Source organism: Nonomuraea sp. NPDC052129, assembly GCF_040680095.1.
In the GTDB taxonomy this organism is placed as follows: domain Bacteria; phylum Actinomycetota; class Actinomycetes; order Streptosporangiales; family Streptosporangiaceae; genus Nonomuraea.
In genome coordinates, this window is the sequence record NZ_JBFAVX010000049.1 from 1 (window position 1) to 26640 (window position 26640).

General features: G+C 66.5%; 31 protein-coding genes and 1 tRNA gene. 24 read left to right on the plus strand and 8 right to left on the minus strand.

The annotated features are described in order from the left end of the window. Nucleotides 1-257 precede the first annotated feature (257 nt). Nucleotides 258-692 (minus strand): organic hydroperoxide resistance protein, encoded by a 435-nt coding sequence (locus AB0L53_RS54525; protein ID WP_364013424.1) that lies wholly within the window; start codon nucleotides 690-692, stop codon nucleotides 258-260. Between the two features lie 30 nt (nucleotides 693-722). On the opposite strand from AB0L53_RS54525, the gene AB0L53_RS54530 reads away from it, so the two are divergent. After that, nucleotides 723-2009: an LLM class flavin-dependent oxidoreductase gene (locus tag AB0L53_RS54530; protein WP_364013686.1), complete on the plus strand. Its 1287-nt coding sequence runs from the start codon at nucleotides 723-725 to the stop codon at nucleotides 2007-2009. After that, nucleotides 2006-2872 carry an alpha/beta fold hydrolase gene (locus AB0L53_RS54535; protein ID WP_364013427.1) on the plus strand — a complete coding sequence of 289 codons (867 nt, stop codon included), beginning with the start codon at nucleotides 2006-2008 and terminating at the stop codon, nucleotides 2870-2872. The genes AB0L53_RS54530 and AB0L53_RS54535 overlap by 4 nt, the downstream gene beginning before the upstream one ends. 173 nt (nucleotides 2873-3045) lie before the next feature. Here the strand turns inward: AB0L53_RS54535 and AB0L53_RS54540 are convergent, their stop codons facing one another. The 3 genes from AB0L53_RS54540 to AB0L53_RS54550 form a co-directional block, all read right to left on the minus strand. After that, nucleotides 3046-3906: an NBR1-Ig-like domain-containing protein gene (locus AB0L53_RS54540; protein WP_364013430.1), complete on the minus strand. Its 861-nt coding sequence runs from the start codon at nucleotides 3904-3906 to the stop codon at nucleotides 3046-3048. A 199-nt stretch (nucleotides 3907-4105) separates the two neighbouring features. Next, complete coding sequence (locus AB0L53_RS54545; RefSeq protein ID WP_364013433.1) at nucleotides 4106-4624, minus strand: hypothetical protein; 519 nt, start codon at nucleotides 4622-4624, stop codon at nucleotides 4106-4108. 96 nt (nucleotides 4625-4720) lie between these two features. After that, nucleotides 4721-5245 (minus strand): hypothetical protein, encoded by a 525-nt coding sequence (locus AB0L53_RS54550; protein ID WP_364013440.1) that lies wholly within the window; start codon nucleotides 5243-5245, stop codon nucleotides 4721-4723. A 646-nt stretch (nucleotides 5246-5891) separates the two neighbouring features. Between AB0L53_RS54550 and AB0L53_RS54555 the strand changes: the two genes are divergently transcribed. Continuing rightward, complete coding sequence (locus AB0L53_RS54555) at nucleotides 5892-6578, plus strand: winged helix-turn-helix transcriptional regulator (RefSeq protein ID WP_364013443.1); 687 nt, start codon at nucleotides 5892-5894, stop codon at nucleotides 6576-6578. Nucleotides 6579-6589: 11 nt separating this feature from the next. Here AB0L53_RS54555 and AB0L53_RS54560 read toward each other — a convergent pair whose 3' ends face one another. After that, nucleotides 6590-7588 (minus strand): alpha/beta hydrolase, encoded by a 999-nt coding sequence (locus tag AB0L53_RS54560; RefSeq protein ID WP_364013446.1) that lies wholly within the window; start codon nucleotides 7586-7588, stop codon nucleotides 6590-6592. A gap of 227 nt (nucleotides 7589-7815) precedes the next feature. On the opposite strand from AB0L53_RS54560, the gene rlmB reads away from it, so the two are divergent. After that, nucleotides 7816-8775 (plus strand): 23S rRNA (guanosine(2251)-2'-O)-methyltransferase RlmB, encoded by a 960-nt coding sequence (gene rlmB / locus AB0L53_RS54565; RefSeq protein WP_358557778.1) that lies wholly within the window; start codon nucleotides 7816-7818, stop codon nucleotides 8773-8775. Between the two features lie 21 nt (nucleotides 8776-8796). Continuing rightward, a tRNA-Thr gene (locus tag AB0L53_RS54570) sits at nucleotides 8797-8869 on the plus strand. Between the two features lie 79 nt (nucleotides 8870-8948). Here AB0L53_RS54570 and AB0L53_RS54575 read toward each other — a convergent pair. Both AB0L53_RS54575 and AB0L53_RS54580 read right to left on the minus strand, forming a co-directional pair. Next, nucleotides 8949-10235 carry a tyrosine-type recombinase/integrase gene (locus tag AB0L53_RS54575; RefSeq protein WP_364013450.1) on the minus strand — a complete coding sequence of 429 codons (1287 nt, stop codon included), beginning with the start codon at nucleotides 10233-10235 and terminating at the stop codon, nucleotides 8949-8951. Further along, nucleotides 10232-10891 carry a hypothetical protein gene (locus AB0L53_RS54580; RefSeq protein ID WP_364013453.1) on the minus strand — a complete coding sequence of 220 codons (660 nt, stop codon included), beginning with the start codon at nucleotides 10889-10891 and terminating at the stop codon, nucleotides 10232-10234. The genes AB0L53_RS54575 and AB0L53_RS54580 overlap by 4 nt, the downstream gene beginning before the upstream one ends. Before the next feature lie 780 nt (nucleotides 10892-11671). On the opposite strand from AB0L53_RS54580, the gene AB0L53_RS54585 reads away from it, so the two are divergent. The 12 genes from AB0L53_RS54585 to AB0L53_RS54640 all read left to right on the plus strand — a co-directional run bounded on the left by AB0L53_RS54585 (nucleotide 11672) and on the right by AB0L53_RS54640 (nucleotide 18931). Further along, nucleotides 11672-11983 carry a hypothetical protein gene (locus AB0L53_RS54585; protein ID WP_364013455.1) on the plus strand — a complete coding sequence of 104 codons (312 nt, stop codon included), beginning with the start codon at nucleotides 11672-11674 and terminating at the stop codon, nucleotides 11981-11983. A gap of 10 nt (nucleotides 11984-11993) precedes the next feature. Next, nucleotides 11994-12761, plus strand: coding sequence for a phage antirepressor N-terminal domain-containing protein (locus AB0L53_RS54590; RefSeq protein WP_364013458.1), 768 nt, complete (start codon nucleotides 11994-11996; stop codon nucleotides 12759-12761). An 87-nt stretch (nucleotides 12762-12848) separates the two neighbouring features. Further along, on the plus strand, nucleotides 12849-13196 hold the full coding sequence (locus tag AB0L53_RS54595; RefSeq protein WP_364013461.1) for a hypothetical protein: 348 nt from the start codon (nucleotides 12849-12851) through the stop codon (nucleotides 13194-13196). A gap of 16 nt (nucleotides 13197-13212) precedes the next feature. Next, complete coding sequence (locus AB0L53_RS54600; RefSeq protein ID WP_364013463.1) at nucleotides 13213-14073, plus strand: helix-turn-helix domain-containing protein; 861 nt, start codon at nucleotides 13213-13215, stop codon at nucleotides 14071-14073. Next, entirely contained in the window at nucleotides 14066-15322 is a 1257-nt protein-coding gene (locus AB0L53_RS54605) for a DnaB-like helicase N-terminal domain-containing protein (RefSeq protein ID WP_364013466.1), read from the plus strand. The genes AB0L53_RS54600 and AB0L53_RS54605 overlap by 8 nt, the downstream gene beginning before the upstream one ends. A gap of 16 nt (nucleotides 15323-15338) precedes the next feature. After that, a complete protein-coding gene (locus AB0L53_RS54610) occupies nucleotides 15339-15806 on the plus strand; it encodes a CHC2 zinc finger domain-containing protein (protein ID WP_364013469.1) in 468 nt (155 codons plus the stop codon). Next, nucleotides 15803-16006, plus strand: a complete 204-nt coding sequence (locus tag AB0L53_RS54615) for a hypothetical protein (protein ID WP_364013472.1) — start codon at nucleotides 15803-15805, stop codon at nucleotides 16004-16006. Before AB0L53_RS54610 ends, AB0L53_RS54615 begins: the two co-directional genes overlap by 4 nt. A gap of 83 nt (nucleotides 16007-16089) precedes the next feature. After that, nucleotides 16090-16491 carry a hypothetical protein gene (locus AB0L53_RS54620; protein ID WP_364013475.1) on the plus strand — a complete coding sequence of 134 codons (402 nt, stop codon included), beginning with the start codon at nucleotides 16090-16092 and terminating at the stop codon, nucleotides 16489-16491. Beyond that, nucleotides 16488-16904, plus strand: a complete 417-nt coding sequence (locus tag AB0L53_RS54625) for a hypothetical protein (protein ID WP_364013477.1) — start codon at nucleotides 16488-16490, stop codon at nucleotides 16902-16904. Before AB0L53_RS54620 ends, AB0L53_RS54625 begins: the two co-directional genes overlap by 4 nt. After that, complete coding sequence (locus AB0L53_RS54630; protein WP_364013479.1) at nucleotides 16901-17320, plus strand: hypothetical protein; 420 nt, start codon at nucleotides 16901-16903, stop codon at nucleotides 17318-17320. The genes AB0L53_RS54625 and AB0L53_RS54630 overlap by 4 nt, the downstream gene beginning before the upstream one ends. Next, complete coding sequence (locus AB0L53_RS54635; protein ID WP_364013482.1) at nucleotides 17317-17778, plus strand: hypothetical protein; 462 nt, start codon at nucleotides 17317-17319, stop codon at nucleotides 17776-17778. Before AB0L53_RS54630 ends, AB0L53_RS54635 begins: the two co-directional genes overlap by 4 nt. A 322-nt stretch (nucleotides 17779-18100) precedes the next feature. Further along, nucleotides 18101-18931, plus strand: a complete 831-nt coding sequence (locus AB0L53_RS54640) for a hypothetical protein (RefSeq protein ID WP_364013485.1) — start codon at nucleotides 18101-18103, stop codon at nucleotides 18929-18931. 621 nt (nucleotides 18932-19552) lie between these two features. On the opposite strand, the gene AB0L53_RS54645 is transcribed toward AB0L53_RS54640, so the two are convergent. Continuing rightward, the gene (locus AB0L53_RS54645; protein ID WP_364013488.1) at nucleotides 19553-19675 is read right to left on the minus strand and encodes a hypothetical protein; all 123 of its coding nucleotides are present in this window, start codon (nucleotides 19673-19675) and stop codon (nucleotides 19553-19555) included. Between the two features lie 273 nt (nucleotides 19676-19948). On the opposite strand from AB0L53_RS54645, the gene AB0L53_RS54650 reads away from it, so the two are divergent. The 7 genes from AB0L53_RS54650 to AB0L53_RS54680 all read left to right on the plus strand — a co-directional run bounded on the left by AB0L53_RS54650 (nucleotide 19949) and on the right by AB0L53_RS54680 (nucleotide 26638). Next, nucleotides 19949-20437: a phage terminase small subunit P27 family gene (locus AB0L53_RS54650; RefSeq protein ID WP_364013491.1), complete on the plus strand. Its 489-nt coding sequence runs from the start codon at nucleotides 19949-19951 to the stop codon at nucleotides 20435-20437. Next, complete coding sequence (locus tag AB0L53_RS54655; RefSeq protein WP_364013494.1) at nucleotides 20412-22154, plus strand: terminase TerL endonuclease subunit; 1743 nt, start codon at nucleotides 20412-20414, stop codon at nucleotides 22152-22154. The genes AB0L53_RS54650 and AB0L53_RS54655 overlap by 26 nt, the downstream gene beginning before the upstream one ends. A 28-nt stretch (nucleotides 22155-22182) precedes the next feature. Then, on the plus strand, nucleotides 22183-23637 hold the full coding sequence (locus AB0L53_RS54660) for a phage portal protein (RefSeq protein ID WP_364013497.1): 1455 nt from the start codon (nucleotides 22183-22185) through the stop codon (nucleotides 23635-23637). Continuing rightward, nucleotides 23615-24526: a hypothetical protein gene (locus AB0L53_RS54665; protein WP_364013500.1), complete on the plus strand. Its 912-nt coding sequence runs from the start codon at nucleotides 23615-23617 to the stop codon at nucleotides 24524-24526. Before AB0L53_RS54660 ends, AB0L53_RS54665 begins: the two co-directional genes overlap by 23 nt. Before the next feature lie 79 nt (nucleotides 24527-24605). Further along, the gene (locus AB0L53_RS54670) at nucleotides 24606-25202 is read left to right on the plus strand and encodes a hypothetical protein (RefSeq protein WP_364013503.1); all 597 of its coding nucleotides are present in this window, start codon (nucleotides 24606-24608) and stop codon (nucleotides 25200-25202) included. 17 nt (nucleotides 25203-25219) lie between these two features. Next, nucleotides 25220-26434 carry a DUF5309 family protein gene (locus AB0L53_RS54675; protein WP_364013506.1) on the plus strand — a complete coding sequence of 405 codons (1215 nt, stop codon included), beginning with the start codon at nucleotides 25220-25222 and terminating at the stop codon, nucleotides 26432-26434. 3 nt (nucleotides 26435-26437) lie between these two features. After that, nucleotides 26438-26638 (plus strand): hypothetical protein, encoded by a 201-nt coding sequence (locus tag AB0L53_RS54680; protein ID WP_364013509.1) that lies wholly within the window; start codon nucleotides 26438-26440, stop codon nucleotides 26636-26638. Nucleotides 26639-26640: the final 2 nt, after the last annotated feature.

A 26640-nucleotide genomic window follows, 5' to 3' on the forward strand; every position in this document is an offset into this window, starting at 1 on the left:
TCCCAGGTCGGCGACGCGTCCTCCGGCGGGCAGCGCGGCGGCGAAGCGCGCTCGAAAGGCGCGGAACGCGGCGTCGGGGTTCTCGGAGCGGGAGGGCCCCGGCCAGCCCCAACGCTGTCCGAAACCGACCAGCAAACGCTGCTGCCACTCGCCGGCAAAATCACCAGAGCCTCCAACCAACTCAGGGCAGCCCAGAGTTCGTTGCTCGGCGACCCTGGCGTTGAGCTGGCACGTTGGACTCGTGGCGGGTGTTCACTTCACAGTGTGGAGCCGTTCACTGACAGAGCGACGTCGATGTTGCCGCGTGTGGCGTTGGAGTACGGGCACACCTGGTGTGCGGTGCGCACCAGACCGGCGGCCTGCGCCTGGTCCTCGATCGAGGGCAGCGTCACGTCCAATTCGACCCCGAGCTTGAACGTGCCGTTGGCGTTCGGGATCAGCATGACCTTGGAGTCCACCGCCGCGTCTCCAGCCTCCAATCCCTGCCGTTGCCCGAGCATCGTCAGGACGGCGGAGAAGCAGGCGGCATAGCCGACCGCGAACAGCTGCTCCGGGTTTGTCCCATCACCATCGCCACCCAGTTCTTTCGGCTGGCGCAGGTTCACATCCAGCATCCCGTCGCTGGAACGCCCGTGCCCGTGTACCCGGCCACCGGTCACCTGTGCCTGCGCGGTATAGAGCGGTTTCGTCATGTCGGAGTCCTTATCGTTGTCTTCTTGAAAGTGAATCTTAGACTTCAAAAACAGGAAGTCAATGCTTTAAGATCCGATCGTGATCACTTCGCTGGAGGAACTATGACGAGGCCTCAGGTCGGCTATCTGCTGCCGACACGTGACTGGGTCGTGCTGGGGGATCGGGAGCCGTCCGCGCTGGTCGAGCAGGCGCGACTGGCCGAGGAACTAGGCTTCGACTCCGTCTGGGCGGGCGACAGTCCGGTGACCCGTCACCGCGCGGACCCGCTGATGCTCCTGTCCGCGGTGGCCGCTATGACGGAACGGGTGACCCTCGGCACGGCCGTGCTCCTGCCCGCCTTGCGCCATCCGATCCTGCTGGCCCACCAACTCGCCACGCTGGACCGGATCGCCGACGGGCGCCTCATTGCCGGGATGGGCGCCGGATTCCCGCATCCGAATACCGAGGCACAGTTCGACGCGCTCGGCATCGCGTTCAAGCGCCGGGTCAGCCGTACCGAAGAGTCGATCGACGTGATGCGGCGACTGTGGGCCGGTGGCGGGGCGGTGTCGTACCAGGGCGCGCATTTCGACTTCCAAGATGTGGTGCTGGAACCCAAGCCCGCGCAGGTCGGGGGGCCGCCGATCTGGCTGGCGGGAAGCGGGGCGTCAGCGCTACGGCGCGTGGGAAGACTGGCCGATGGGTGGTTGCCGTATCCGCCGACAAGTGAGACGTACGCCCATGAATGGGGCGTGGTCCAGGAGGTGGCACGTCTGGGCGGTCGTGGGTCTGGTGAGGGGGTACGCCTGGGCGGTCCTGCGTCCGGCGAGGCGGCACGTTTGCGCGGTTCTGCGCCTATGTATGGCGATGCGGCAACTCTCGGCGCTCGCGCGGCGGGGGACTTGTCGCTCCTGGGCGGCTCTGTTCCGGGTGAGATGGCATCTGTGGTGGAGCCTGGCGTAGGTGAGATGGAACCTCTGGTGGGGCCTGCCGTGGGTGAAGCGGACTCCCTGGTGGGGCCTGCTGGGGGTGAGGGAGCGCGGGTGATTACGCCTGCGCTGTACGCGACGGTCTGTCTCGATGATGACCCTGAGCGGGCGCGAGGCCGTCTGCGGACCAGTATTGAGCGCTACTACAACGCGCCGCTCGAGTTCATCGAGTCCATTCAGGCGACGTTCGCCGGATCCGCGGCCGATGCGGTCGATTGGCTGAACGCGTACACCTCGGCTGGGGTGCGGCACGTGGTGATCCGGTTCGCCGTGGATGACCATCGCGCGGCGTTGGAGGAGTTCGCCGGCCGGGTGTTGCCGCGGCTTCGCGCGGAGATCCGTCCATGACCACCTTTGTTCTGGTTTCCGGTGCTTGGCATGGTCCCTGGGCGTGGGATCGCGTCGTTCCCTTGCTCGAACGCGTTGGAGCGCGCACTGTTGTTCCTGACCTTGTGTATGGCCGTGACGTGGGTCTGCATGATCATGTGGCACAGGTCGTCGCCGCAATCGACGCTGCCGAAGCCGAGACCGGCACCGAGACCAAGGGCGTCGAGACCAAGGGCGTCGAGACCAAGGGGGCCGGAGCCAGGGCAGAGACGGAGGCCGGGGCTGAAGGCGGTGCTGGGGCCGGGGCAGAGACCGCGGCCGGGACTGGGTCCAGGGCCGGTGCTGGGGCTGAGGCCGAGAGCCGTCACGTGGTCGATGTCCGCTCTGGCGGCGGTGTTGTGCTGGTTGGGCACAGTTACGGGGGCTTGGTGGTACGGCAGGCAGCCGACCTCCGTCCCGAACGCGTTGACCATGTGATCATGGTGGAGGGCTGGGCCGGGACGAACGGGGACAGCCTGCTCAGCCTAGCTCCCGAAGGGTTCGTAAAGTTCGTTCAGGCTTCGGCCGATGGCTGGCAGGTGCCCGCTCCCGCGTCGGCGCTCTTCGGCATCACCGACCCGGCTGACGCCGCGTGGCTTCAGGAGCGGTTGCGTCCGCAGCCGCTGCGTACCTTCACCGAAGGCACGCGCCTGACCGGGGCCGTCGATCGGATCCCTGGGACAGGGGCCTACTGCCGGCCGCAGACCTTTGCCTTCGACAGGTTCGCCGAGGCGGTCGGCTATCGAACCATCGCGCTGGACGGGCCACATGATGTGCTGCTCACCGATCCGGGTGCTGTCACTGCCGTACTTCTGAGGGCTGGTGCCGGTGATTTCGCAGTGTGAGTGGTCGCCCTGATCCACGACGTACTCGACCGCGCCGCCCGCCCTTGAGCACCGTCATCACCCGGAGGGGCAAAGCCGTGGGGCATTTGAGCCACCCCACCCGCACGATGGCGTGCGGCCGAGGCCATGACAGGGGGTCCTTCGACCCGGCCAAGATGTGCTTCGAGAGCTGATCAGCCGACGACCACGTCCAGGAAGATCGGCTTCTTGGCGGACAGCAGCTGAGTCCCGGTCTCGTCGGTCATCTTCCAGAAGATCTTGCATCTGCCGGGGGAGTCCGATGCGCGGACGCGTACCGCGATGTCGACGGGCTCGCCCGGCTGGACCACGCGGATCTCGACCCGTTTGGGGGCGCGGCAGGGGGTGTCGTTCAGCCGGGTGAGATAGCGTCCACGCCACGGGATGGTGCCGGTGTTCCTGATCCGCCAGATCTTCGTGAACTCCGCCCCCGTCTTCACCACCGTGCCGTCCGGATGGGTGACGTCCTGCTCGAAGGCGGAATCGTCGTAGGAGGAGGCAGCCTGAGCCGGGGTGGCCGACGTGGTGGGCTTGTTCTTTCCGGAAAGTGGGGCGAGCCAGGTGAAGAGGGCGGCACCGGCGGTCGCGACCGCTGCGATCATGGCCAGCCTTCTGGCAAGGAGGGGCCGGGCTCGGCGTTCGAGGTGCTCCGCCTGCCCGGTGTAGGTCTGGTCGTGACCCGTACGGTCCTCGGTGATCTCGCTACGTGCGGCGCTCGCGGCCCGCTCCCAGTGGGCTCGCCACTCGCGCCTGGCCTCCGCGGCGTCCTGCTTCAGCCGGTCGACCGCGAGGACCCGGACGAACTCCCACGTCGTCTCCCAGGTCGGGAGCACCTGCCCCCGGGCGGCGGCCGCCAGTGAGGACTTCGAGGCCGCCGCGCCCATGCGGGTCGACATCTCCGCGTAGGACGGGTCCCCCGCCTCCGCCTTGAGCTCCCACAGCCGATGCGCGAGGGCCGCCACCGGGCCCGCGGCCGGGTCCAGCCGGACCGGCTTTCGCCCAGGTCGCGATCCCATGCCCGTCCGCAGCGGGCCAGGCTCGTCCCCCTGCGAGCCTGATGTCCCCGGTAATTCCGGCATCTTCACCTGCCCTGTCCGGCGCCGTCATCCGGCCATGCCGACGACTCCGGCATGGCCTGTGACACCTGAGAGCAAATGAGATTACCTGAATTGTCCGAATAAGTCCGGAATTCTGCGGTCTACTCGGGGGCCGTGGTCATTCACCCGCGCATGCCCGGAAGCCGTACTCCGCCGCGAAGGATCGCAGCGTCTTCTCGTTCTCATCCGGTTCCAAGGACTGTTCCACCGCCTTCTTCGCCTCGCCCTCCCTGCCCGCGCGCATCGCCGTCTCCGCGCTTGCGCTGAGTTCGCGCAGGCTCGCGGCCAGCGCCCTGGCGGGCACGAAGAACCTCTCCCGTACCCGCGGGACGTCACCACCTGGCGGCGCGATCGCTTCTATCGCGGCGATGGTGCTGGTCATCGACTCCGACGCGCGGCGCAGTTCGTCCACCTCCTCGCGCAGGTTCGCAGGTGGCTCCTCGCGGAGATCCGACTGCCGGGACGCTTCCTCACACACCGCGTCTACGGCGGCGATGTACTGCCTTTTGACGTCCTCGTACGGTTTCTCCTCCGCCACCGAGACCGTCGCCCACAGCACGAATGCCAGGACGGCCGGCACGACCCCGCCGACGATCACGCGCCACGCCGGGACATGCCTTCTCTCACGCGATCCCATCCGCCGCTCACTCCTTCGGAAGAAGACGCCCTTGGCGCTCACGCGAGCGCCAAGGGCGGAAGTCCGGCCGAGCTACGTCCCCGTCCCAGCCCGGGATCAACACCGGATCCGACGCTCCTGCGACCGCTTGTACAGGGTGGCCACTTCGCTGCCACGCAGGAGGGAGTAGAGATGCACCTTCGTCTGGTTCCGGTAGAGCTGGCTACCGCCGGAGCACTTCCACGAAGGTGTCGTCGTCACGGTGAACGCCTCCCTTCCCTTTTTCACCTCCGAGGTGGCCTTCGTCCGCCAGAAACCGAGTCCGCGATACTGCTGGAGGCTCGTCTTGACCACGGCCCGGCGGCCCCACTCGCCCTTCTCGCAGTGGACCTGCCTGCTGGTCGTGATGTAAGCGCCGCTCCTGTACGGGGTCATTATCCGCTGCCAGCCCTTGCAACGGTCGTGGTAGCTGATCCCCAGGTACGACTTGGCCGACCAGCCCGGCGCTGCCAGGACGGCCGAGCTGTCCGAGGCAGTGGTGACCCCCTGCCCCGCCTGCGCCGACGCTGACGACCCCGCCATAAGCCCGGCCGTCAGCCCGACGACGAGAGCCGCTCCTGTAATCCCTTTTCGTCCGATCATCGGATCTCCTTTCAAAGAAATCCTCTGCACTTTCCGACTCGGGAGTCTCCGATCAACCGCGTACAGCGATTCAGCGGAATATCCGCACGCCTGTCAATGGCGCCGATAACGAACCCCGGCACTGGGAACGGCACCACTCTGACCGTCGCTGCCCGGCTCCGGCAAGCGATCTGCCCTGTAAAGTCATCCGAACATTGTCCATAGCTATTAGGACAATCAAATTCGCAGGTCAGGGATCTGTGTAAGGAATTAAGCGCACCAGTGTAATTCTTCCCGACTTTACACGATCGGCGCTCACGCCGAGCCTACTTTGAGCCTCGCAGCAATTGCGGCATTCAGCAATTCGGGGTCGACGTAGTGCTCGGGAAAGAATCGGGCGGATATGGCCATGGCCAGGTGTTTCGCTAATCCGAACGGAGCAGGTCGGCAGGGGATGGGGGTCGTCTCCCGACCGCCGCCTAGGCCGAAGCCGTCCTGCTTCGCGAGCAGATCACCGAACCGTCGGAACAGCTGAGCGCGGCTGAGGACGTGCTGTCCCGGTTGCACATCACCCGCGAGACGAACATGGAGATGACCGGCGACCTGTCCGGGACTGCCTTTGAGTACGCAGTTCAGAAACAGGAAGCCCGAAGCTTAGAATGTTGAAGTGGATCAGCGATCGTACAACCAGTTCTGTGCCACTGCCCGGACCTTGGACATCGTGGGCGAGCGATGGACGCTGCTGCTCGTGCGCGAGTTGCTGACCGGGCCGAAGCGGTTCGGAGATCTGCAGCACAGCCTTCGCGGACTGGGCACCGGGCTGCTGGCAGCTCGAATGAAGCATCTCGAACGTGAGGGGCTGGTACGCAAGATCGTGCTACCTGCGCCGGCGCGTACCCCTGCTTATGCCCTGACCGAAGCCGGTGAGGAGCTGGGGCCTGCGGTGCTGGCTCTGGCGCGATGGGGCATGAAGTGGGCGATGGGGGAGCGCAAGGAAGGGGAGGCGTTCCAGGCTGGGTGGGCGGTGCTGGCGTTGCGGGTCGGCTTCGAGCCGGAGGCGGCGGTGGGGTTGCGGGCGGTGTACGAGTTCCGGGTTTCCGATGAGGTCTTTCACGCTCGAGTCGACGACGGGACGATCGAAACGATGCATGGGCCCGCTCAGCGGCCGGATGTCGTTATTGAGATGGATGACGATGTTCTGGTGGACATGGGGGCTGGGCGGGGGACGCTTGGCGATGCGATCAAGAGTGGAGCCGCGAGGGCTTTTGGGGATCTCGAGGCTTTGGGGAGGTTGCACGGGTTGTTCCGATTCCCTCGACCGGAGGCTCGGATGGGCGGGCAGGGGGCGTCGTAGCTCTTAGCTCTTCAGAGCTTGTCCACTTCGACGACGGCTTCGGCGAACGGCTGCGGAGCTTCCTGCGGCACGTTGTGGCCGATTCCCCGCAGGGTCCGGTGTACGTACTTGCCGGTGAAGTGCTTGCGGTAGGCAGAGCCGTCGCCTGGGGGAGTGAAGGGGTCGCGTTCGCCGTCGAGGGTGATCGTGGGCAGGGAGATGGCCGGAGCCGCGGCCAGTCGCTTCTCGATGCCGTCGTACCTCGGGTCGCCCGCGGCCAGGCTCAGCCGCCAGCGGTAGTTGTGGATCACGATGGGCACCCAGTCCGGGTTCGTGAAGGACGCCGCCGTGCGCTCGAACGTGGCATCGTCGAACTTCCAGGTCGGGGAAACGTTCTCCCAGATGAGCCTGGCGAAATCGTGCCGGTACCGTTCGAGGCCGAGTCGGCCCCTCTCGGTGGCGAAGTAGTACTGATACCACCAGGCCAGCTCGGCCCGCGGCGGCAGGGGCTCCTTTTGCGCCTCGCGGTTGGTGATCAGGTAGCCGCTCACGGAGACCAGGGCCTTGCAGCGCTCGGGCCAGAGGGCGGCGATGATGTCGGCCGTACGCGATCCCCAGTCGAACCCGGCCAGGATCGCCTTCTCGATCTTGAGGGCGTCCATCAGGGCGATGATGTCGAGGGCGATCACCGACTGCTGGGCGTTCCGGAATGTCCGGTCCGAGAGGAAGCGGGTCGTGCCGTGGCCCCGGAGGTAAGGGACGATCACTCGATAGCCCTCCTTTGCCAGCAGGGGTGTCACCTCGACAAAGCTCTGGATGTCGTACGGGAACCCGTGCAGCAGGATGACCGCAGGGCCGTTGGTGGGACCGGCCTCTGCGTACCCGACATTCAGGACACCAGCTTTGATCTGCTTCAGCGGCGCCTTCCGGTTATCGGGTACGACCGCCGAGGCCGAGGCGGCAGGGAGGTTGGGCAGTGCAGCCGCGGCCGTTCCCGCGAGGAGCAGCTTGGAGAACGTTCGCCTATCCATATATTTCGCCTTTCGGGAAACAATATGAACATGTGTATGTACTTAGAGTAACTGAATGGGCTGAAAGAGGATGCGCCGGGATAGTCACCCTCTATCGGCGCAAGAGAACCAACTGGCTCCTATCGAGCTGAGGGGCGTGCAGGTCGTACGGCTCCGGCCGTACTCATAGCAGAGTGTGATCTTGAGCGAGGCGTGAGGTGGGTGGTGGCCCGAGTACGCTTAATGCCATGGCAGCAGGCGGTAGGGCATCGGGCAGGCCCGCGAAGAAGAAGGGCCCGTCCAAGGGCACCGGTGGGCAGGGACGCCGCGGGCTCGAGGGCAGGGGCTCCACCCCGCCTGCCGAGATGCGTCACTGGTACAAGGACAAGGCCCGTTCCGAACGGATCGCCCGCGAGGAGCAAGGCGGACGGCGGCCTGGCCCGGCCCGGCAGCGGCGTTCCGAGGACGCGCCCGAATACATCGGCGGCCGAAACCCGGTGCTCGAAGCCCTGGTCGCCGGAGTGCCGGCCACCGCGCTGTATGTCGCGCAGCGCATCGAGAGCGACGACCGCGTACGCGACTCGATCAAGGTCGCGACGGAGCGGGGCATCGCGCTGCTCGAATCGACCCGCGAGAAGCTTGACCGGCTCACCGAAGGCGCCGTTCACCAGGGGATCGTGCTGCAGATCCCGGCCTATGACTATGCGCACCCTTCTGAGCTGGTCGAATTGGCGCAGGATGCGGCAGAAGTCCCCTTGGTCGTGGCCCTCGACAGCGTCACCGACCCCCGCAACCTGGGCGCCATCGCGCGTTCGGCGACCGCTTTCGGGGCGCATGGGCTGCTGATCCCGTCGCGGCGTTCGGCCGGAGTGACGGGCGGGGCCTGGAAGACCTCCGCTGGCACGCTGGCCAACCTCCGCGTGGCACGGGCATCCAACCTCACGGCGGCGCTGCGGGAGTACCGGGACGCCGGCCTGTTCGTGATCGGACTCGATGGCGAGGGCAGCGCGGACATCGGCGACGTCGACCTGCTGAGCGAGCCGCTGGTGGTCGTGGTGGGCTCCGAGGGCAAGGGGCTGTCGCGGCTGGTGCGGGAGCAGTGCGACGTTGTGGCACGGATTCCCATGCGGGCGGCTGCGGAGTCGTTGAACGCTGGGGTGGCGGCTGGTGTGGCGTTGTACGAGGTGGCTCGTCATCGGGGTCGCTGACCGTCTACACTGATAGGCCGCGCCGACGTAGCTCAATCGGCAGAGCATCTGTCTTGTAAACAGAAGGTCAGGGGTTCGATTCCCCTCGTCGGCTCGCAGGTAGAAGGCCCTTTCCGGACCCCGGGAGGGGCCTTCTTGATCTCCGATGTAGCAGCGCGTGTAGCAACGGACGCTCATGAGGCTCTCCGGCGCTTCTCACGGTAGGCGCCGAGGTCCGTCAGAACCTCGTTCATGGTGTCGGCCGTCTCGCGCCGCACCTCTTCGAGCAGATGAATGTAGAGGTTGGCCGTCGTCCCGTGGGACGCGTGCCTCAGGGCGCCCTGAACCTTCTTCGTGTCCGTGCCCTGGCTGAACAAGAATGTCGCCGCCGCGTGGCGCAGATCATGGATGCGCACCTTCCGGCCGATCTCGGCTCGGCCGACCAGCGCGTACCACTCCCGGTTGACATTGCGCGGCTCCAGCGGCGTGCCCAGCCCGGTACAGAACACCAGATCCGGATCCAGCCAGACCGGTGCAGCCTTCCGCTCATCCTCTTGAACCTTGTGGTGCTCAGCCAGTGCCTCGATCACCACTTGCGGCAGTGCCAGCGTCGCCTGTGAGGCGGCCGTCTTCAGGCTCTTCTCCACCAGTCGGCCCTTACGCTTGCCGGTCTCCTCGTCGAGATCGCCACGCAGACGTTGGATGGTCTTCTCCAACCGGGTCGTCCCGACATCCAGATCGGTCAACGACCAGCGCATGCCCAGACCTTCGCCGCGGCGCAACCCCAGCGCCAGGACCACGAGCCAGTACGCCCACAGCCGATCCCCGGCGGCCTCGGCGAGCAGGCGGGTCGCCTCCTCCTTCGTCAGCGCCTCCATCTCCTTCACCGTGTTGGCAGGTGCGTCTACCAGCAGGCAGACATTTCGCTTGACCGACTCGTCCTTCACCGCGTCGTTCAGCGCCTTGCGTAGCGTCGCGTAGCAGATGGCGATGGTGCGCGCGGAGAGCTTCGCGGGCGGCGGCAGCTCCGTCTCGCCGGGGCGCAGCTTCTGACGTTGACGGCCGCTCGGCTTCTTCGCGAGCTCCCGCAGCCACTCCCGGATATGCGTGGTCGAGAGATCGACCAGCCGCACATGGCCCAGGTGCGGAACGACGTGCTTGACCACCGTGTCCCTGTACGAGTCGAACGTCGACTCGGCGAGCCGGCCAGCCTCGACGCGCTGCGGCAGCGTCGTCGTCAGCCACACTTTGAGCAGGTAGTGAGACAGCAGGTCGGTCCGTCCCGCCGTGATCGGCTGCCCGGCCTCGATCTCCGCCTCGGCCTGCCGCTTCTTCTCGACGACCTCGGTACGGCTGTCGCCGTAGATGACCTTCCGTCGGCCTGTAGGTAAGTAGATCGGCACGCACCACTTACCGTCGCTCTTGCGCTGGTAGGGCCGCGCCTCGCGGTTTCCTCTCGTCCGCGGCTTTCTTGCCGTCATGGCTCCAACTCCCGTCTGTCTTTCCTCTCCAGCGTGTTGCCCCCGTCGTCGGTTACTACCTGCACGAGGTCGCTTTCTACGTAGATCTCAGCGAGGTCGTCAAGACGTGATCCGCGGCGCCGGCGCTTGCGCAGAGAGGCCTCGACCGACATCGTGGCCTCGACCAGCTCCGTCAGGTGATGTCCGGCGTGCGTTTGGACCGTAAGCCTAAGCACGTGAAGCAGTTCGGCCCCGGCGGCCTGCTTCGGGGCCTCCTCGCTCTGCTCCAGATAGCTGATGAGGCGGTACAACTTCTGGCGTTCCTCGTTCAGGCGCTGATCCCAATAGCGGGTCAGGGCCTCCTTGTGGTTGTCACTCAAGGAGGCATCGCGGATGTGTCGCACGCTCTCGGTCATTGGCGGGCCGGGGGGATCTGCGTCACTGAGGAGATCTGCTGGAACGTGTTCAGACATGGCCAGGAGCGGATCGATGCGCATCCTGAACAGGTACGCGAGGGCGACCAAGTGTTTGATCTGCGGCTGGTTACCCTGGCGCCACCGCGTCACGGTGGACTGCTGCACGCCGATCGCCTGAGCGAGCGCGGCGTCCGTCTTGTAGCCGAAACCCTTGGCGGTGGTGCTCACCCAGTCGGCGAACGTGGTCATCTCGTTGTCCAAGTCGTCTCAGTAGGAAACATTTGGTGAGGCTCTCAGCCGCTGCTCCCTGACAGCTTGCCTGTGCATGAGACGCTAGCTGCGCTCATGCGCATATGCAAGCTGTTGGCGGTTGTAGCAAGTTGTAGCAGCAGGTAGAAGGGTAAAGGGGGCGCGAGGGAACGTGCACGTGCGCGGAGAAGCGCACGCCTGCGCATGCGAACATAGCTGTCTCCTGCTGTCATAAAGCCTGTGTCAATCTGTGCCAATCTGTGCCGCCGACAGTTCCCTATCGCTTCCTATCGTTACCCTGCCTGAACCTGCCTCGCCACCTGGGATCCCGTCTTACGTCTTGTTGCGTCTCGTTGCGTTCTTAATCTCTCGTGATCTCTATTGCACGGCGCAGGAAGTTTTTCGGAGTCGCGTTTAGTTCGCACCCGGCGGCAGTGTGCATAGACAGAACACACCCCGCTACCTGGGGGCTTGTGCCTTGCGCATGCGTCGGACGGGTTGTGCCCTGCGGCAAAGGTGCGAAGGTCTGGCCGCTAGGGCCGCGTTGCCCGTCCCTGTCGGGGGCCCGACCGTGTAGTCTGCTGTCCAGCGGACCTCAGAGGGCCAAGAGAGCTTCCGGTAAACCTCTGGTGTCCGGAAAGCATTTAGCCCCCAGCGAGCGCGATCACGGACTGGACTCCATGATCACAGCGCCCGACTGGGGGCCCACAACTTAACCCCGGCTGAACCTCCTCGACCTCTCAAAGACCAGGAGCGACCACCATGGGCCAAGCTGCCCCTCAGTCTACGTGCGTGCAAGCACACACCAAAACCCACTTCCCGGATGCTGCCCTCGTGCGCCCTGTGGGCGTGTCGTCCCAGAACGACCAGATCGAGATCAACCTCAGCGCCTATAGCCACTTGCCGCGCCTCATGACGCCGAAGCTCGTGCAGCAGGAATCCCGGCTCTCGAAGGGCACCATCAACAAGGCGATCCAGTCGGGCCGCCTTAGGAGCATCAAGCCCACGCCTCGTTCTCGCCGCATCCCCGTGGAGTACTTCGCGGAGTGGATCGCGGCGATGAAGGCGGACGCCGCCGCCGTTGACGCCCAGGCCGACGCGTAGGCGGCCCGCGATGACCGAGATCGCCAAGATGCCGTTCTACGGCACGTTCATCCACACCGTGCTCGTCGAAGGCGAGCCCCACGTCGTCATCCGCCCGACCATCCTTGGGATCGGACTCGACTACTCCACCCAGCTCCAGAAGCTGAAGACCCGGTCGTGGGGACGCGTGGGGCAGAACCCCACGCGTGACTCCGCGGGGCGTGTTCAGGAGATGGCCACCGTCGACCTCGACACCTGGTCGATGCTCCTGGCCAACATCGACGAGAACAAGGTCAAGGAAAGCGTCAAAGACCTGGTCATCAAGTACCAGGCAGAGTCCGCTCGCGCGCTGCGCAAGTACTGGACAGAGGGCGGCGCGATCAATCCACGCGCCACCGTCGAGCAGCTCGACGACCTCGACCGCACTATTCGCCGGGCCAAGGACCAGGCCGCCGTGCTCGGTAACCTCAAGGGCGTCGTTGACTCCGCGTGGCTGGACGCGAAGGGCAGGCACGTTGCTGCGATCGCGCTGGGCATGGAGCCGGACATCGACCCTGCTACCAGGCCGCTGACCGTGGGCGAGTTCCTGGAGAACCGCGGCATCCAGGGCGCATCCTTGCGGTCGATGTCGACCAAGTTTGGCAAGAAGCTCAAGAACCTTTACCGAGACAAGTACGGCACCGAGCCCGGCACTGTTGACCGGTTCATCGATGGCGCGCTGCGCAGCGTGGCCGCCTACACCGAGGCTCACCGCGACCTGTTCAACCAGGCATGGGTGGCCATGTTGGACACCCGCTAACCCGCTCGCATGAGCCCGGCTTCCAGAACGGCCGCCGGGCGGTCCCGCCTTACCCAAAGCAAGGAACCAGACGCGAGCGGGGGGCCCGTGAACCACAACGAGCGCGTGGACATCGTCCACGCCGACAGTCCGCTGGTGCTCGCTGTGCTGACCATCACGATCAGCACGGATGTGCACGGCTGGCTGAGCAACAAGCAGGCGGTCGCGGCCGTCCAGGGCGTGGTGCCCGCGTCCGCCGACAGCCCCGCAGCGGTCATCGTCAACGGCCTGCTGCAGGGCTGCGACAGGGAGGCGACGCGCACGCTCGCGAGCGTGCTCTACGGCGCCACGAACATCACTCTGTACGCCCGTGGTCCTGGCCTCACCACGCTGGCCACGTACCTGCGGTCCGCCATCGCGCCGGAGCGCGCGTGGCAGGCCGAGGGCCGCCGGTGACCTGTAAGGGTGCGTGATGGGAGTCAAGCTCATGGTCGAGGTCCTCGACTCCGCCCCCGTAGATCTCACGCCTGCCCAACGTCTGGTGCTCGTCGTCATCGCTGAGCGGGCGTACGACGATACGCGCGAAGCCTGGCCGGGGGGCTCCGACAAGTGGGGGCTCGAGGTCATCGCCAGGCGCACCGGATTGAAGCCGGACAGCGTCCGAAAGGCCATCCAACAGATGAGCCGGAAGGGCGTGGAAGTTCGGGTGCCCATCAAGATGGGCGCGGATGGCCGACCGGTGTACGCCCATGAGGGCCAGCAGACGACCTTCCGCATCCCGCGATTCGCCAACAGGGCGGACCACGATTCGCCCTCAGAGGGTGGATCAGAATCCGCCCTCTCCACCCAAGAGGGTGGACCACGGTCCCAAGAGGGCGGATCAGGATCCCAAGAGGGTGGACCACCTTCCACCCCTATCCCTCATACCCCTGAATACCCCTCAGATACAGACGACGCAGAGGTGATCCCTCTCTTCGGCGGCGAAGGAGCTCCGGAGGCGAAGCCGCCCGCGAAGCGGTCGCGCGCAAAGAAGCCCGCGCCCGTGGACGACCCCCGCTTTGTCGCCTTCTACGAGGCTCTGCCCTGCAAGGAGGACAGGCTTGCCGCCAGCCGAGCATGGGCCGAGACGATCGAGCGAGGTCTCACCCCTGAGGACCTCCTCATCGCTGCTCAGGGCTACCGCGACGACCCGGAGCGCTCCCGCATCCGCAAGTACGTCAAAACGCCCGTCCGCTTCCTGCGCGATGGGCGCTACGAGAAGTACCTGCCCAACCACAAACCCGAGGACGACATGGAAGACCCCGAAGTGGCCGCCTGGCGCGACCATGACTGACGCGCGGGCACTGCCCCACGACATCGACGCCGAGAAGTCCGCCCTAGGTGCCGCTCTGATCTCGCCGAACGCCGCTAACGCGGTGTTCACGCACCTGTCTGCCGATCACTTCTACCGCCCACAGCATCGACCGATCTTCCGCGCCATCGTCGACCTGTACCGCCGTGGCGAGCCCGTGGAGGTGCTGAGCGTCCGCGCCGAGCTGAACAAGGTCAAGAAGCTGGCGGAAGCCGGCGGCGACATGTACCTCAACGACTTGTCGGCGTACGTGGCCACGGCCGCCAACGTCGGCTACTACGTCGGCCGTGTCCGCGAACTGGGCACCAAGGCGATCGCGATCGAGGAACTCACTCGGATCGCGAGCCAGGGCTACCACGAGGACATCACCTCCGATGACCTACTCGTGGCCACGGGTGACGCGCTGAGCCGCTTCCGGCTCCTGACCACGAGTGACGAGGAGACGATCGAGGGCTTCTCGACCATGGGCTCCTTCGTCGACGAGACGGACGAGGAACACGACTGGCTGGTCCCGGGCGTGCTCGAGCGGATGGACCGCGTGATCGTGGTCGCCTCCGAAGGGGCGGGCAAGACGACCCTGGCCCGGCAGATGGCGGTCATGCTCGCGGCTGGGATTCACCCGTTCGATTGGCGCACGCGGATCCCCCCCGTCAGGACGCTGTACATCGACCTGGAGAACCCGCCTCCGCTCGTCAGACGTAAGGCCCGCCACCTGACCAACCAGGGCCGCAAGACGGAGGGCTGGGAAGAGGACCGCTGCTGGCGGTGGACTCGACCGGGCGGCATCGACCTGCGCAAGCCCCACGACCAGCACCTCGTGGAGCGGGTCATCGTCGAAAGTCGCTGCGAAGCGCTCTTCCTAGGCCCCCTGTACAAGGCATTCACCGAGGGCGGCGGCGAGAAGGCGGAGCAGGTCAACGGCCAGGTAGCGCGCATCCTGGACACCTTCCGCGCCCGCTACGGCATAGCCCTGTGGCTGGAGACGCACGCACCAATGGAACAAAACGGACAGCGGTCTCTCAGGCCGATGGGGTCCGGCGTGTGGCTGCGCTGGCCCGAGTTCGGGATCGCGCTACGCCGCAAGCAGGGCATGCCCAACACGGTCACGGTCGAGCGGTTCCGTGGCGACCGTGACGAACGGTCCTGGCCGCACCGACTGATGTACGGCACTCAGTGGCCGTGGCAGGCGATCTATGAAAAGGGCATCCCCGTCGAGGAAGCCCGGCACTAACACCGAAAGGAACACCATGCCCACGAATACCCGCATCACCGACAGGGACATCGCCCTCGTCCGCGACCACAACCCGATCTACTCCGTCGTGCTGGAATCCAACGTCGACCTCACCGACACCGACGACGGCAACGCCAAGGGCCTGTGCCCGTTCCACGAGGTCCGCGGAGAGAGGGAGACTACGCCGTCGTTCCACGTCACGCCCGAGCGCGGCATGTATTTCTGCTTCGGCTGCGGTGAGGGCGGTGACGTCATCACGTTCGTGATGAAGCGCAACAACCTCACATTCGCTGAAGCCGTCCAGCGCCTGGCCGAGCGGGCGGGCGTCGAGCTTTCCTATGCGGCCGAGCAGGATCCCGCGCCCGTGCTCGCCGGCTGGGACAACCTCAAGGCCGCATCCCGAAACCCGCTCACCGGAATCGTCCTCGCCATCTGCGCAGTGTGTCTGATCGTGTGCGCGATCGTTCTCCGGGTGACCGCGTGAGCACCGTCAAAACCGCCGTAGCCGCCCCCGAGCGGCGGCCGATCTGCCGCTACCTGGTCCGGCACCTCAACCAGTGCACGTCCGAGGTGGTCGACCCTGACGGCGAGATCCTCCTGTGCGCTCAGCACCTCGCCCGCGCCCTGGAGCTGATCAGGCGCGGCATGAAGGCCACCGGTATCACGCGAGCTCCCGGCGCGTGAACAGCAATATGGCCGCCCCCGGGTCTAGCGGGGGCGGCCACCCCAAGGATGCCACGCCCAGCAACAACGAAGGGAATCGTCCCATGGACGACAACAAACTCGCCGAACTCGCCGAGCACTACGCCAAGCACATGATCACCGACTTCTCCGTGAGCAGCCGTACCGACACAGCGCTCGACGTCGACGAGGAACTGCCGCCCTTCAACGTCGTCGACGTCCTAGAGGCCCATGCCACCCTGACCGAGTCCAGCGCCGAATTCGACGGCCGGATCATCGAGGTGAACAACTACGTCGACGTGATCCGCGACGACGGCGCCGAAGCCATGATCCCCATGGATCGCGTCGCAGCCGAAGACATCGACACCGCCCAGGTAAGCCTCGCCGCCCAGTTCCACGCCCTCTACGCCGAAGCCCACTCGATCATGCGGACCTTCGCCGGCCTCGACCGGATCCGGCAGGCGCTCGCCGACGAGGCGGCCAAGTGACAGACGTCGAACTGGGCCTGTTCCACTCCGAGGCCGACGCCGTGTGCCACCGCTGCGGCAACATGTACGAGATCGCCGCCTACGCCGCATTCGTCGATGGCGACTGGACCTGCCCCGACTGCGCCGGCTTCTACTCGCCCGGCATCGACGACATCATCCGCGGCCTCGACCTCGTATTCAACGGCATCACCTGCGACATGTTCACCCGCATGGTCCTGGTCAAGGACCTCGACACCGTCACCCACGCCCTGCGCAGGCTCGCCGAACTCGTGGACGACATCCGCGCGAATCGGACCCAGCTCCGCATCAGCGTCAAGGCCGTCGAAGGAGCGTTCGAGGAAGAAGGCCACCTCATCGGCGTCAGCATCGACCGCGAGATCGTCACCCCCCGAGACAAGGAGATCGCCAAATGACCGCCACCAAGCCTGACCCTGACTACCACCTCGACGACTTCGCCAAGAGCTGCCTGCACGAGCACGCGGACGGCTTCCGCGCCGCGATCCAGTGGCTCGGCACCCACCCGCCCAAGCACGAGGTCGCGTTCGTCGCTCGCATCTGGCGCGAACTCCACGACGGCGGCGTCACCGGCGCGGACACCACTTACCACAACGCCGACGACTTCGGCTCCTTCATCGACTTCCTGCGCGGCGGCCCGTACGAGCCCGAGGTCATCGACGGCGAACAGGAGATGGCCGAGATCAACGCCGAGCAGGGGACCAACTTCCCGGCCTGGCCGAAGCGAGCCTTCTCCGTCGGCTTCGACTCCACCTATGTGCTCGGCTTCGCCGCAGCCTGCAACACCGCGATCAAGATGGGCGGCCACCGATGAACCCGACCCCGATCCGCCGCTACCACCGCGGCTTCACCGTCGAATTCCACTGCACCGACAAGGCGTACACCACCGAGTACCTGGCCGGCTACACGGCAGCCCTCGACTGGTTCAAGGCTGGCGCCCCGGTCGTCGAGGCCGAAGCGCTCGCCGAGGTGTACCGGACCAACAAGCCCGGCGGAGAAGACTACGACGCCGCCCCGTCCCTCTACCTGGACGCGATGCTGTACCCCGGATTCCTCTCGACGATGAACAGTCGCCAGGAAGCCTATGAGCGGAAGTTCGGGCCGCGCTTCCAGGTCCAGGACGGCAAGGAACTGGCCGCCTCCTTCATGGAGGACTACGGCGGCACCGCGACGGAGTGGGCGTTCCCCGAGCGCTCGTTCCTGCTCGTCCCGTCCAGGGCGTTCGATGACGGCCTGCTGACGGCGGTCGCCCACGTCCTCGGCCGCGTCTGACCGTTTTCCCGCGCCTGACCTCATGGGCGATTAATCGTATTTCTCGAAAATACACACCTGCATGAACGGACCTGCATATCCCTCAGGGGTCTGCAGGTCACAAACCTTGAGCCCGTCACCTTGACGGGCTCAACAGAGGGTCACCCCGACCCTCCGCGAGGGACTCATCACAAGCCCGGCGGAACATTGCGACCGCGTCGCGCTGAAGATCGCAAAACCTCGCGTCCGTCAGCCTGACGGACGCGAGGCGCACCACCCGTATAAGCACGATCAGGGGGACACGTTGGCCATTGATTGCCCGGTCACATGGTGCGACCGGCCGATGCCCGGCTCGCAACGCGTATGCGGCGCCTGCCGATCCGAGCTCATCCGCGAACTCGCCGAAGTGCCCGGCCTCGCCGAGGACCTCGAACTCGCCCGCACCAGACAGGTCCGCCTCGGCGGCGGCAACGTCGGTGGACACGGCACCGAAACGCCGCTGCCGTACAACGAGCGGGCATCCGAAGTCTCCGCCGTCCTCCAAGCCGTCCTCAACGGGTGGGCGCGCACACTCGCCACCAGCGTGCAGAAGCTCCACGGCCCCGCCTGTCTCGACTGCGAACACCCGACATGCACATACATCGACCTCGGCCGCACACCCCACCACCAGCCCGCCCACGCCGCGCACTGGCTCCGCCGCCACGCCGACGCCCTGATCCGCAACCAGGACGGCGTGAAGGCGCTCGAAGACATCCTGACCGCCATACGCAACGGCCGCCGCGCCATCGACCGGGCTCCGGACAGCATGTACGCCGGCCCATGCAGCGTCTGCGACGGCGACTTGTACGCCCGTCCGGGAGCCGCCGCGGTCACGTGCCGGTGGTGTCGAGACGACGACGACCGCCCCCTCCGCTACGAGGTCGCCGACCGGCGCACGCACATGCTCCACGTCTTGGAGGAGTACGAGCTGACCGCCCCCGAAGTCGCCCGCGCCCTCACCTCGTTGATCAGGCCGATCAAGCCCGCGCTCTTGCACACGTGGGTCGCCAGACAGAAGCTCCAGCCCGTCAGCCTCAACGAGGCCGGCCGCATGCTGTTCCGCGTCGGCGATGTCGTGGACCTGATGCTCCACGCGGACACGCAAACCCATGTAGTTGCGCACGCAACCACTTAGTGACATGATCCCGCTAGATAGCGTGGTCACAGTCGTCAAAGAGCTCTCCCGACCCCCCGAGCGGGAGAGCTCTTTGCATGCCCGGACACACGCGACAGCGTGTACCCCCGACTCCGGGCGTACGGTCCAACTGCACGCGCCGTCCGCCCGGAACCATCCGCATGGCCAAGCCCAAGAGATCTTGAACTTATAGATTTCAGCCCTCAAGTGTGGGAGCACTTCTATAAGCGCAAGATCGGCGAGGCCCAAGTGGGGTGACCGCATGCCCAGCCGTCCACGCCCCACCTGCCCACGCCCAGGCTGCACAGAGCTGACCTCCGGCGGCCCATGCCCAGAGCACAAAGCACAGACAGAGCAGGCCCGAGGCACAGCAGCACAACGCGGGTACAGCAGCCAGCACCGTGACTGCTTCCGGGCAGGCGTACTCAGACGTGACCACACGTGCGTGGTGTGCCGTACAGCCAGGGCCACAGTGGCAGACCACCACCCCACCAGCAGGGTCGACCTGATAGCGCAAGGCCGTGACCCCAATGACCCACGCCACGGACGTGGACTGTGCGCCTCATGCCACGGCAAGGAGACACAGGCCAACCCTGCTCAGCGTGGAGGATGGAACGCGCGCTAAGCCGCGTCCTCCACATCGGCGACGAACAGCCACTCATCGTGGATCAGGCAGTGGTACCACGAGCCAGCAGCCCACGTCATGGTGAACAGCTTCGTCTCACCAGCCCACCTCTCAGACACGCGGCCCTCATACCTGATGCGCTCACCATGCCCACCATGCGGGCACCTGATCGTCTTCCATACACCGTCTGACATCACAACCCCCTCGACACCCACAGTGGGTGCACGGAGAGCACGCTGTCATCCCAAGGCACCTAAGGTCGCGCCCTGATGGCCATCACGTATCCGCAGGTCAGAGGCCCCACCCGAGTATCCCTTATGTCCGATTCCAGAGGACCGGGGGAGAGCGTTGTTCGCGGTCCCGCAGGTCAACGAGTTCTCGCGGGAGGTGCCATGCCCGGTAAGCGTCCTGCGCTGGCGGTTGTCCGTGAGGGCAACCCCGGTAAGCGGCCCGTCGAGATGGGCGTCATCCTGCCGCCGGCTGAGCTGGCTGAGCCGGACTGGCAGGAGACGTTCCCGACTGTCCGGGACAAGGCGCAGCAGGCGTTGAACCGCCGAGCTCGTGAGATTGCGCGCCGGGAGTGGCGCCGGGTGGTGCCGGTGCTGAAGCACACGGCGGGCCTGGCCGAGGTGGACGCGACTCTCCTGTCCGACTACTGCGTGTGCGTCGCCCGGATCGACCAGTGTGAACGTGACCTGTCCACGCGCGGCCTTCAGGTGGAAGGCGAACGCGGTTGGCAGAAGAACGGGGCGACCACGATCGTCTCCCAGTACCGCGCCCAGCTGAAGGTCTACATCCGCGAGCTGGGCTTGTCGCCGTCCGCGCGTACCGGCTTGAGGCCGCCGGGTGGCGACGATGACGACTCCGACGTTTTCGACTGACGCGCTGCCGGTCCCGTACGAGGCGCTGATCGAGCTCGGGCTGAGCCCGGACCAGATCGGCGAGGCGCTGGCCTCTAAGCCGCTCGTGGTGGCGTTCCAGGCGGACCAGCAGCCTGGCGCGTTCTACGACGTGGAGCGGACGCGGAAGGCGCTGCGGGCTCTGGCGCAGTTCCGTCACACGAAGGGCCGCTGGGCTGGCAGGTCGATCAAGCTCGGTCAGGGCCTCGACCCGTGGCAGGTCGTGTGGATCCTGGCGCCGGTCTTCGGGTGGGTGTTCTTCGACGAAGAGGTGGGCCAAGTCGTCCGGGTGATCCGGGCGGTGTGGATCGAAGTCCCTCGCAAGGCGGGAAAGTCCACCCTGTCGTCCGGCATCGGCAACGTGCTACTGCTCGCTGACGGCGAGGCGGGACCGGAGGTGTACGCGGCGGCCGGCTCGAAGGAGCAGGCGGGCCGCGTCTTCGAGGACGCCAAGCGCATGGTGATGACCTCCCGCGCGGCGCGCTCCCGAGTGGAGCCTTTAGCGTCGGTGATCCGGGCTCCGAAGACGGGCGGCATCTTCCGCGCCTTGTCGCGGGTGGCGGAGACGGCGCACGGCTTGAACGTGTCGGGCGCGGTGGTCGATGAGGTGCACGTCCACAAGCGACGCGACCTGATCGACGCGATCGAGACGGGTACGGGTGCCCGCACACAGCCTTTGATCATCTTCATCACCACGGCGGACGAGGGCTCCGAGGACTCGATCTACAACGAGAAGCACGGCTACACCGAGAAGGTCGCCGAGCGGATCGTCGAGGACCCCAGCCACTACGGCGTGATCTGGGCGGCCGAGGACACCGACGACCCGTTCGACGAGCAGACGTGGCGCAAGGCCAACCCCGGTCTCGGCACCTCGCCCACTGTCTCGTACATCCGCAAGGAAGCGAACAAGGCCAAGACGACACCCTCGTACTTCGCAACCTTCTGCCGCCTTCACCTGAATCGCCGGATGAGAGCGCAGTCGAGCCTGATCGACCTACGCACGTGGGACGCCGCGGCAGGCATTGTGGACCTGGCCGCACTCAAGGGCCGGCGCGCGTGGGGTGGCCTGGACCTGTCCGCGGTCTCCGACCTGACCTCGTGGTGGCTCGGCATCGAGTCGAAGCAGCCCGGCATCGAGCTGGACTTCCATTGGCGCTTCTGGGTTCCCGGCGATCGAGTCGAGGACCTGGAACGGCAACTCCAGGTGCCCTTGTCACGGTGGATCGGCGAAGGCTGGATCACTGCGACCGAGGGCGACGTCATCGACTACGCCGCCGTACAGGAGCAGGTCGAGGCCGACTGCAAGCTTCTGGACGTGGTCCGAATCGGCTACGACCGGATGTTCGCCGGCCAGATGGTCCAAGAGCTGGACACTCACCTGCGCGGCGTCCAGGTAGTTCCGATAGCGCAGACGTTCCTCGGCCAGTCGCCGTCCATCAAGGAGCTGCAGCGCCTGCTCGGCCGCTCGGGTGAGCAGGTCGAGGCGTCTCGGCTACGCCACGGCGGTAACCCGGTGGCGCGGTGGATGGCGAAAGTCGTCGAGGTCCGTGATGACGGCAACGACAACTACAGGCTGGTGAAGCCAGAGCGGGCGAAGTCTCAGGCCCGCATCGACGGCATGGCCGCCTGCGTGACCGGCTTGGACGGCTACGTCCGCCGGGAGAAGAAGAAGAGCTCGCGCATGGTCGTGCGGGGCTGACCACTGACGCACTCCAAGGGGGTGGACGATGGCCCTCGACCTGTCCCCGCTGGAATGGCTGACCAGGCTCAAGCGCCGCCACGAGAGCGAGCTGCCCACGCTGAGGGCGCTGAACGCGTACTTCGACGGGTGCCAGCCGCTCGCGTACATGCATCCCGAGCTGCTGCTGGAGCTCGGTGACCGGATCCGGCAGGTCGTCATTAACTGGCCCGAACTCGTCGTCGAGGCGGTCGAGGAGCGGATCGACCTGGAAGGGTTCCGCCGCGACTCCGACTCCGAGGCCGACGCCAGCCTGTGGGAGATGTGGCAGGCCAACGACCTGGACGAGCAGTCGCAGCAGGCGCACGTTGACGCGCTGGTGATGAAGCGCTCGTTCGTCACGGTCGGCACGAACGCCGACGACGCCGACATGCCGCTGATCACGGTGGAGTCTCCGTTGCAGATGCACGCCGACATCGACCCGGCGAACCGCCAGGTGCGCGCCGCGCTGCGCTGGTGGTACGACGGCGAGTCGGCGCTGGACGGACGGATCCGCGAGCAGTACGCCACCCTGTACCTGCCGGACGAGACGATCCACTACCAGTTCGACGAGGGCTGGCAGGAGACCGACCGCGACGACCACGGCCTGGGCCAGGTCCCGGTGGTGCCGCTGGTGAACAAGCCCCGGCTGATGATGCCGCTCGGCACGTCGGAGCTGACGAAGGTCATCCCGCTCAGCGACGCGGCATGCAAGGTGGCCACGGACATGATGGTCGCGGCCGAGTTCCACGCCATCCCCCGGCGCTGGGTGTTCGGCGCCACGGAGGAAGACTTCGTCGGGCCGAACGGCGATCCCCTGACCGCGTGGCAGCAGATCATGGGCCGCGTCTGGGCGAATGAGAAGGGGCCGGGCGAGATCCAGGCCGGCCAGTTCCCAGAGTCGGATCTGGCGAACTTCCACAACACGTTGAACTCCCTCGCGCGGCTGGTGGCCTCGCTTACCGGCCTGCCGCCTCACTACCTCGGCTATGCCACGGAGAACCCGGCGTCGGCTGATGCGATCCGCAGCAGCGAGGCGCGGCTGGTCAAGCGCGCCGAGCGCAAGCAACGTTCGTGGGGCGGCTCGTGGGAGCGCGTCATGCGGCTTGCCGAGCGGATCCGGGACGGCGCATGGAATCCCGAGTCGCGCTCGCTTGAGGCGATCTGGCGTGACGCCTCGACGCCAACCGAGGCGGCCAAGGCCGACGCGGTGACAAAGAAGAAGGCCGCCGGGATCATCGACGACGAGCAGGCGTGGGAGGACCTCGGCTACACCTCGACCCAGCAGGCGCGGATGCGAGCGCGGAAGCAGTCCGCGCAGGACGCCTTCAACCGGGCGATGGCAGGCGACATGGCCGGACTCACCGGGCCCAAGCCTGCCGTGGATGGCCAGCCGGTCGACGGCCAGCCCGTCGAGCAGCAGCCAGCCGTAGGGGCGCCGGATGTCGTTGCAGCAGGTCGCTGACGCCCACTACGTGGCGCAGCAGCAGATCGTCCGGGCCACGGCCGAGCAGGCACAGACCATGTGGAGCGACCTCGCCGCGCAGACGGTGATCGAGCAGTGGATGGCCTTGCTCGCGGACATGGTGCAACTCCTGACCACGGGCCAGCTGTCCGCCGCACGGTTGGCGATGCCATACCTGGCGGCGGTGGCGGCGGAGCAGGGCTCTGCCGCCGCGCTGTCGGGCGTGGTGGCTGCCGAGGCGTTCGCCGGCGTGGCCGCTGACGGCCGGGCGCTGGCAAGCCTGCTCATGCAGCCCGCGCTACGTGTGGCGGGGCTGCTCGCGCGCGGCGCCGACGACCAAGACGCCCTGCGGTCCGGGCTGGCCTCGCTGACCCGCATCGTGGCGACGGAGATTCCGGATGCGAGCCGCGGCGCGGTCAGCGTGGGGATGGTGGCCAACCGCCGCTTCACCACCTACGTCCGGCACCTGCGGTTGCCGTCGTGCGGCCGGTGCATTCTGCTGGCGGGCAAGTCCTACGGCTCGCTGGAGGGCTTCGACCGGCACGACCGATGTGACTGCTACCACCTTCCCGTCGTGCATGACGGGACCGGCCGCTTGCCGGGCGAGACGCCCGATCAGGTGTTCGCCGGCCTGTCGCGCGATCAGCAGGACGCCGCGTTCGGTAAGGACGCGGCCGAGGCGATTCGAGCCGGTAGCGACATCGGCCGTGTCGTGAACGCCCGTCGAGGCGTGTTCGTCGCCGGCGGGCGTGAGTTCACCCGAACTGGGACCGGCCGCCGTGGTGGACGCCAGCCGCGGCTCACGGCTGAGCAGATCATCCGCGACGCGGGCGGTGACCGGGCCGCGGCCGTAGAGCAGCTGCGCCGCAACGGCTACCTGCTCCGTTGAACGCCCCTGCGGGCGAGATGCCCGCAGGTCTGGTCCGCCACGGCGTGATGCCGGGCGAACGCACTGAGAGGACAGCCTGATGGCTGACGACGAACCCACAACCGAGACCGTTCCCGAGACGCCTGCCCAGGGTGAGACACCCAAGGGTGAGGATGATCTCGCGGGCCTGCGCTCGGCGCTGGAGAAGGAACGGGCCGACCGCAAGGCGTACGAGAAGGACGCCAAGCGCGCCAGGTCGCTGGAAGCCGAACTCGCGAAGATCCGCGAAGCCGACCAGTCGGAGACGGAGAAGGCGACCAGCCGCGCGGACGCCGCCGAGAAGCGCGCCCAAGGGCTGATCGACCGGACCGTACGGGCCGAGGTCAAGGCGGAAGCCGCCAGCGGGTTCAAGGATCCCGACGACGCCGCGGTCTTCCTCGACCTGTCGGCCTACGTCGGTGAAGACGGCGAGATCGACAACCAGCAGATCAAGACGGATCTCGCGGACCTGCTCAAGCGCAAGCCGCACCTGGCCAAGGAGCCGGACCGCAAGGGGCCGAAGCCGGACCCGTCGCAGGGCGCCAAGCCCGGCGGCACTCCGGACTTGGCCGCCCGGATCCGTGAAGCGGAGAAGGCCGGGAACCACCGGCAGGCCATTGCACTCAAGCGGCAGCAGGCCGCACTCACCCAGAAGTGATCATTAGGAGATAAATCATGGCGGGCTCTGTTACCGGCATCGGAACCACGTTCGGGCTTCCCAACTACCACGGCCAGCTTTTCAGCCTGACGCCGGAGGACACCCCGCTCCTGTCGGCGATCGGCGGCCTCACCGGCGGCGGCCAGACCACCTCGACCGAGTTCGAGTGGCAGAGCTACGACCTGAGGGATCCTTCGCAGCGGACCCGTGTCGAGGGCGCGACCGCCCCGACGAAGGAAGAGCGCGTCCGCGGCAACATCCGCAACGTCTGCCAGATCCACCAGGAGACGGTCGGCGTCACCTACACCAAGCAGGCGGCGGTCGGGCAGTTCGCCACCCCGCAGGCGGCTCCGTTCAACGACGTCAACGGCGACAACCCGGTGATGTCGGAGCTGGACTGGCAGGTCGAGCAGGCGATCAAGAGCATCGCCCTGGACGTCAACTACAGCTTCATCAACGGCACGTACAACAACCCGTCGACGAACGCGACCGCCCGCCGGACTCGCGGTCTGCTGCAGGCCATCACCACCAACAAGGTCAACAAGCAGACCAGCACGGTGACCGGTCTGTCCAGCGCGACGGACACGATCACGGAGACGGCGACGGCGCTCGCCAATGACGACAAGATCGTGTTCACAAGCACGGGCGACATGACCAACGTCGTGGCCGGCCGCACCTACTACGTCGTGTCGAAGGCCACGAACACGTTCAAGGTGGCCAGTTCACTGGGTGGCACCGCGATCACCCTCGGCACGTCGACCTCGAACGTGGACTACATCAAGCCGTGGACCACGGTACTGACGACCACGCACATCGACGACCTGATCCAGATGGCGTTCGACAACGGCGGCCTGTCGGAGTCGGCGACGGCCACGATCCTCGTCAACAGCGTCCAGAAGCGGGCCATCACCCGCGCCTACGCCGAAGCGGGCGTGAAGATCGTCTATGTGGACGCTAGCCGCACCATGGGCGGCGTCGCCGTCGACACCGTCATCACCGACTTCGGCCGGTTCAATATCATGCTCGACAGGCACGTCCCCCGCGACGCCCTCATGGTCGTCAGCATGGAGATGCTCCGCCCCGTCCTCCTGTCGGTTCCCGGCAAGGGCGTCTTCTTCGAGGAGCCGCTCGCGAAGACCAGCGCGGCCGACGAGGTCATGCTGTACGGCGAGATCGGCCTGGAGTACGGCGTGGAGAAGGCGCACGCGGCCTACCGCGGTCTGGCGGTGTGACCGATGGCCCTGTACGAGCAGGTAGTCGACGGGGCCACGGTCGCCCGAGCGTTCACCGTGGACGGCTCCGACGAGGACGCCCGCCTGGCCGCCCTCGTCATCGAGGGCCCCGGCTGGCGTCGGGTCGAAGACGCGGAGGGGGCCGAGGTCCCCGGCTCTACCCCCTCCCGAACGCGCGCCAAGCGCGCCACCTCGAAGGAGTAGAC

What these genes read in the sequence shown, in the direction of transcription:
- AB0L53_RS54525 (WP_364013424.1), bottom strand. Translation starts at nt 692, where the DNA reads ATGACGAAACCGCTCTATACCGCGCAGGCACAGGTGACCGGTGGCCGG.
- AB0L53_RS54535 (WP_364013427.1), top strand. Translation starts at nt 2,006, where the DNA reads ATGACCACCTTTGTTCTGGTTTCCGGTGCTTGGCATGGTCCCTGGGCG.
- AB0L53_RS54540 (WP_364013430.1), bottom strand. Translation starts at nt 3,906, where the DNA reads ATGGGATCGCGACCTGGGCGAAAGCCGGTCCGGCTGGACCCGGCCGCG.
- AB0L53_RS54545 (WP_364013433.1), bottom strand. Translation starts at nt 4,624, where the DNA reads ATGGGATCGCGTGAGAGAAGGCATGTCCCGGCGTGGCGCGTGATCGTC.
- AB0L53_RS54550 (WP_364013440.1), bottom strand. Translation starts at nt 5,245, where the DNA reads ATGATCGGACGAAAAGGGATTACAGGAGCGGCTCTCGTCGTCGGGCTG.
- AB0L53_RS54560 (WP_364013446.1), bottom strand. Translation starts at nt 7,588, where the DNA reads ATGGATAGGCGAACGTTCTCCAAGCTGCTCCTCGCGGGAACGGCCGCG.
- rlmB (WP_358557778.1), top strand. Translation starts at nt 7,816, where the DNA reads ATGGCAGCAGGCGGTAGGGCATCGGGCAGGCCCGCGAAGAAGAAGGGC.
- AB0L53_RS54575 (WP_364013450.1), bottom strand. Translation starts at nt 10,235, where the DNA reads ATGACGGCAAGAAAGCCGCGGACGAGAGGAAACCGCGAGGCGCGGCCC.
- AB0L53_RS54590 (WP_364013458.1), top strand. Translation starts at nt 11,994, where the DNA reads ATGACCGAGATCGCCAAGATGCCGTTCTACGGCACGTTCATCCACACC.
- AB0L53_RS54600 (WP_364013463.1), top strand. Translation starts at nt 13,213, where the DNA reads ATGGGAGTCAAGCTCATGGTCGAGGTCCTCGACTCCGCCCCCGTAGAT.
- AB0L53_RS54605 (WP_364013466.1), top strand. Translation starts at nt 14,066, where the DNA reads ATGACTGACGCGCGGGCACTGCCCCACGACATCGACGCCGAGAAGTCC.
- AB0L53_RS54610 (WP_364013469.1), top strand. Translation starts at nt 15,339, where the DNA reads ATGCCCACGAATACCCGCATCACCGACAGGGACATCGCCCTCGTCCGC.
- AB0L53_RS54620 (WP_364013475.1), top strand. Translation starts at nt 16,090, where the DNA reads ATGGACGACAACAAACTCGCCGAACTCGCCGAGCACTACGCCAAGCAC.
- AB0L53_RS54630 (WP_364013479.1), top strand. Translation starts at nt 16,901, where the DNA reads ATGACCGCCACCAAGCCTGACCCTGACTACCACCTCGACGACTTCGCC.
- AB0L53_RS54635 (WP_364013482.1), top strand. Translation starts at nt 17,317, where the DNA reads ATGAACCCGACCCCGATCCGCCGCTACCACCGCGGCTTCACCGTCGAA.
- AB0L53_RS54640 (WP_364013485.1), top strand. Translation starts at nt 18,101, where the DNA reads ATGCCCGGCTCGCAACGCGTATGCGGCGCCTGCCGATCCGAGCTCATC.
- AB0L53_RS54650 (WP_364013491.1), top strand. Translation starts at nt 19,949, where the DNA reads ATGCCCGGTAAGCGTCCTGCGCTGGCGGTTGTCCGTGAGGGCAACCCC.
- AB0L53_RS54655 (WP_364013494.1), top strand. Translation starts at nt 20,412, where the DNA reads ATGACGACTCCGACGTTTTCGACTGACGCGCTGCCGGTCCCGTACGAG.
- AB0L53_RS54660 (WP_364013497.1), top strand. Translation starts at nt 22,183, where the DNA reads ATGGCCCTCGACCTGTCCCCGCTGGAATGGCTGACCAGGCTCAAGCGC.
- AB0L53_RS54665 (WP_364013500.1), top strand. Translation starts at nt 23,615, where the DNA reads ATGTCGTTGCAGCAGGTCGCTGACGCCCACTACGTGGCGCAGCAGCAG.
- AB0L53_RS54670 (WP_364013503.1), top strand. Translation starts at nt 24,606, where the DNA reads ATGGCTGACGACGAACCCACAACCGAGACCGTTCCCGAGACGCCTGCC.
- AB0L53_RS54675 (WP_364013506.1), top strand. Translation starts at nt 25,220, where the DNA reads ATGGCGGGCTCTGTTACCGGCATCGGAACCACGTTCGGGCTTCCCAAC.
- AB0L53_RS54680 (WP_364013509.1), top strand. Translation starts at nt 26,438, where the DNA reads ATGGCCCTGTACGAGCAGGTAGTCGACGGGGCCACGGTCGCCCGAGCG.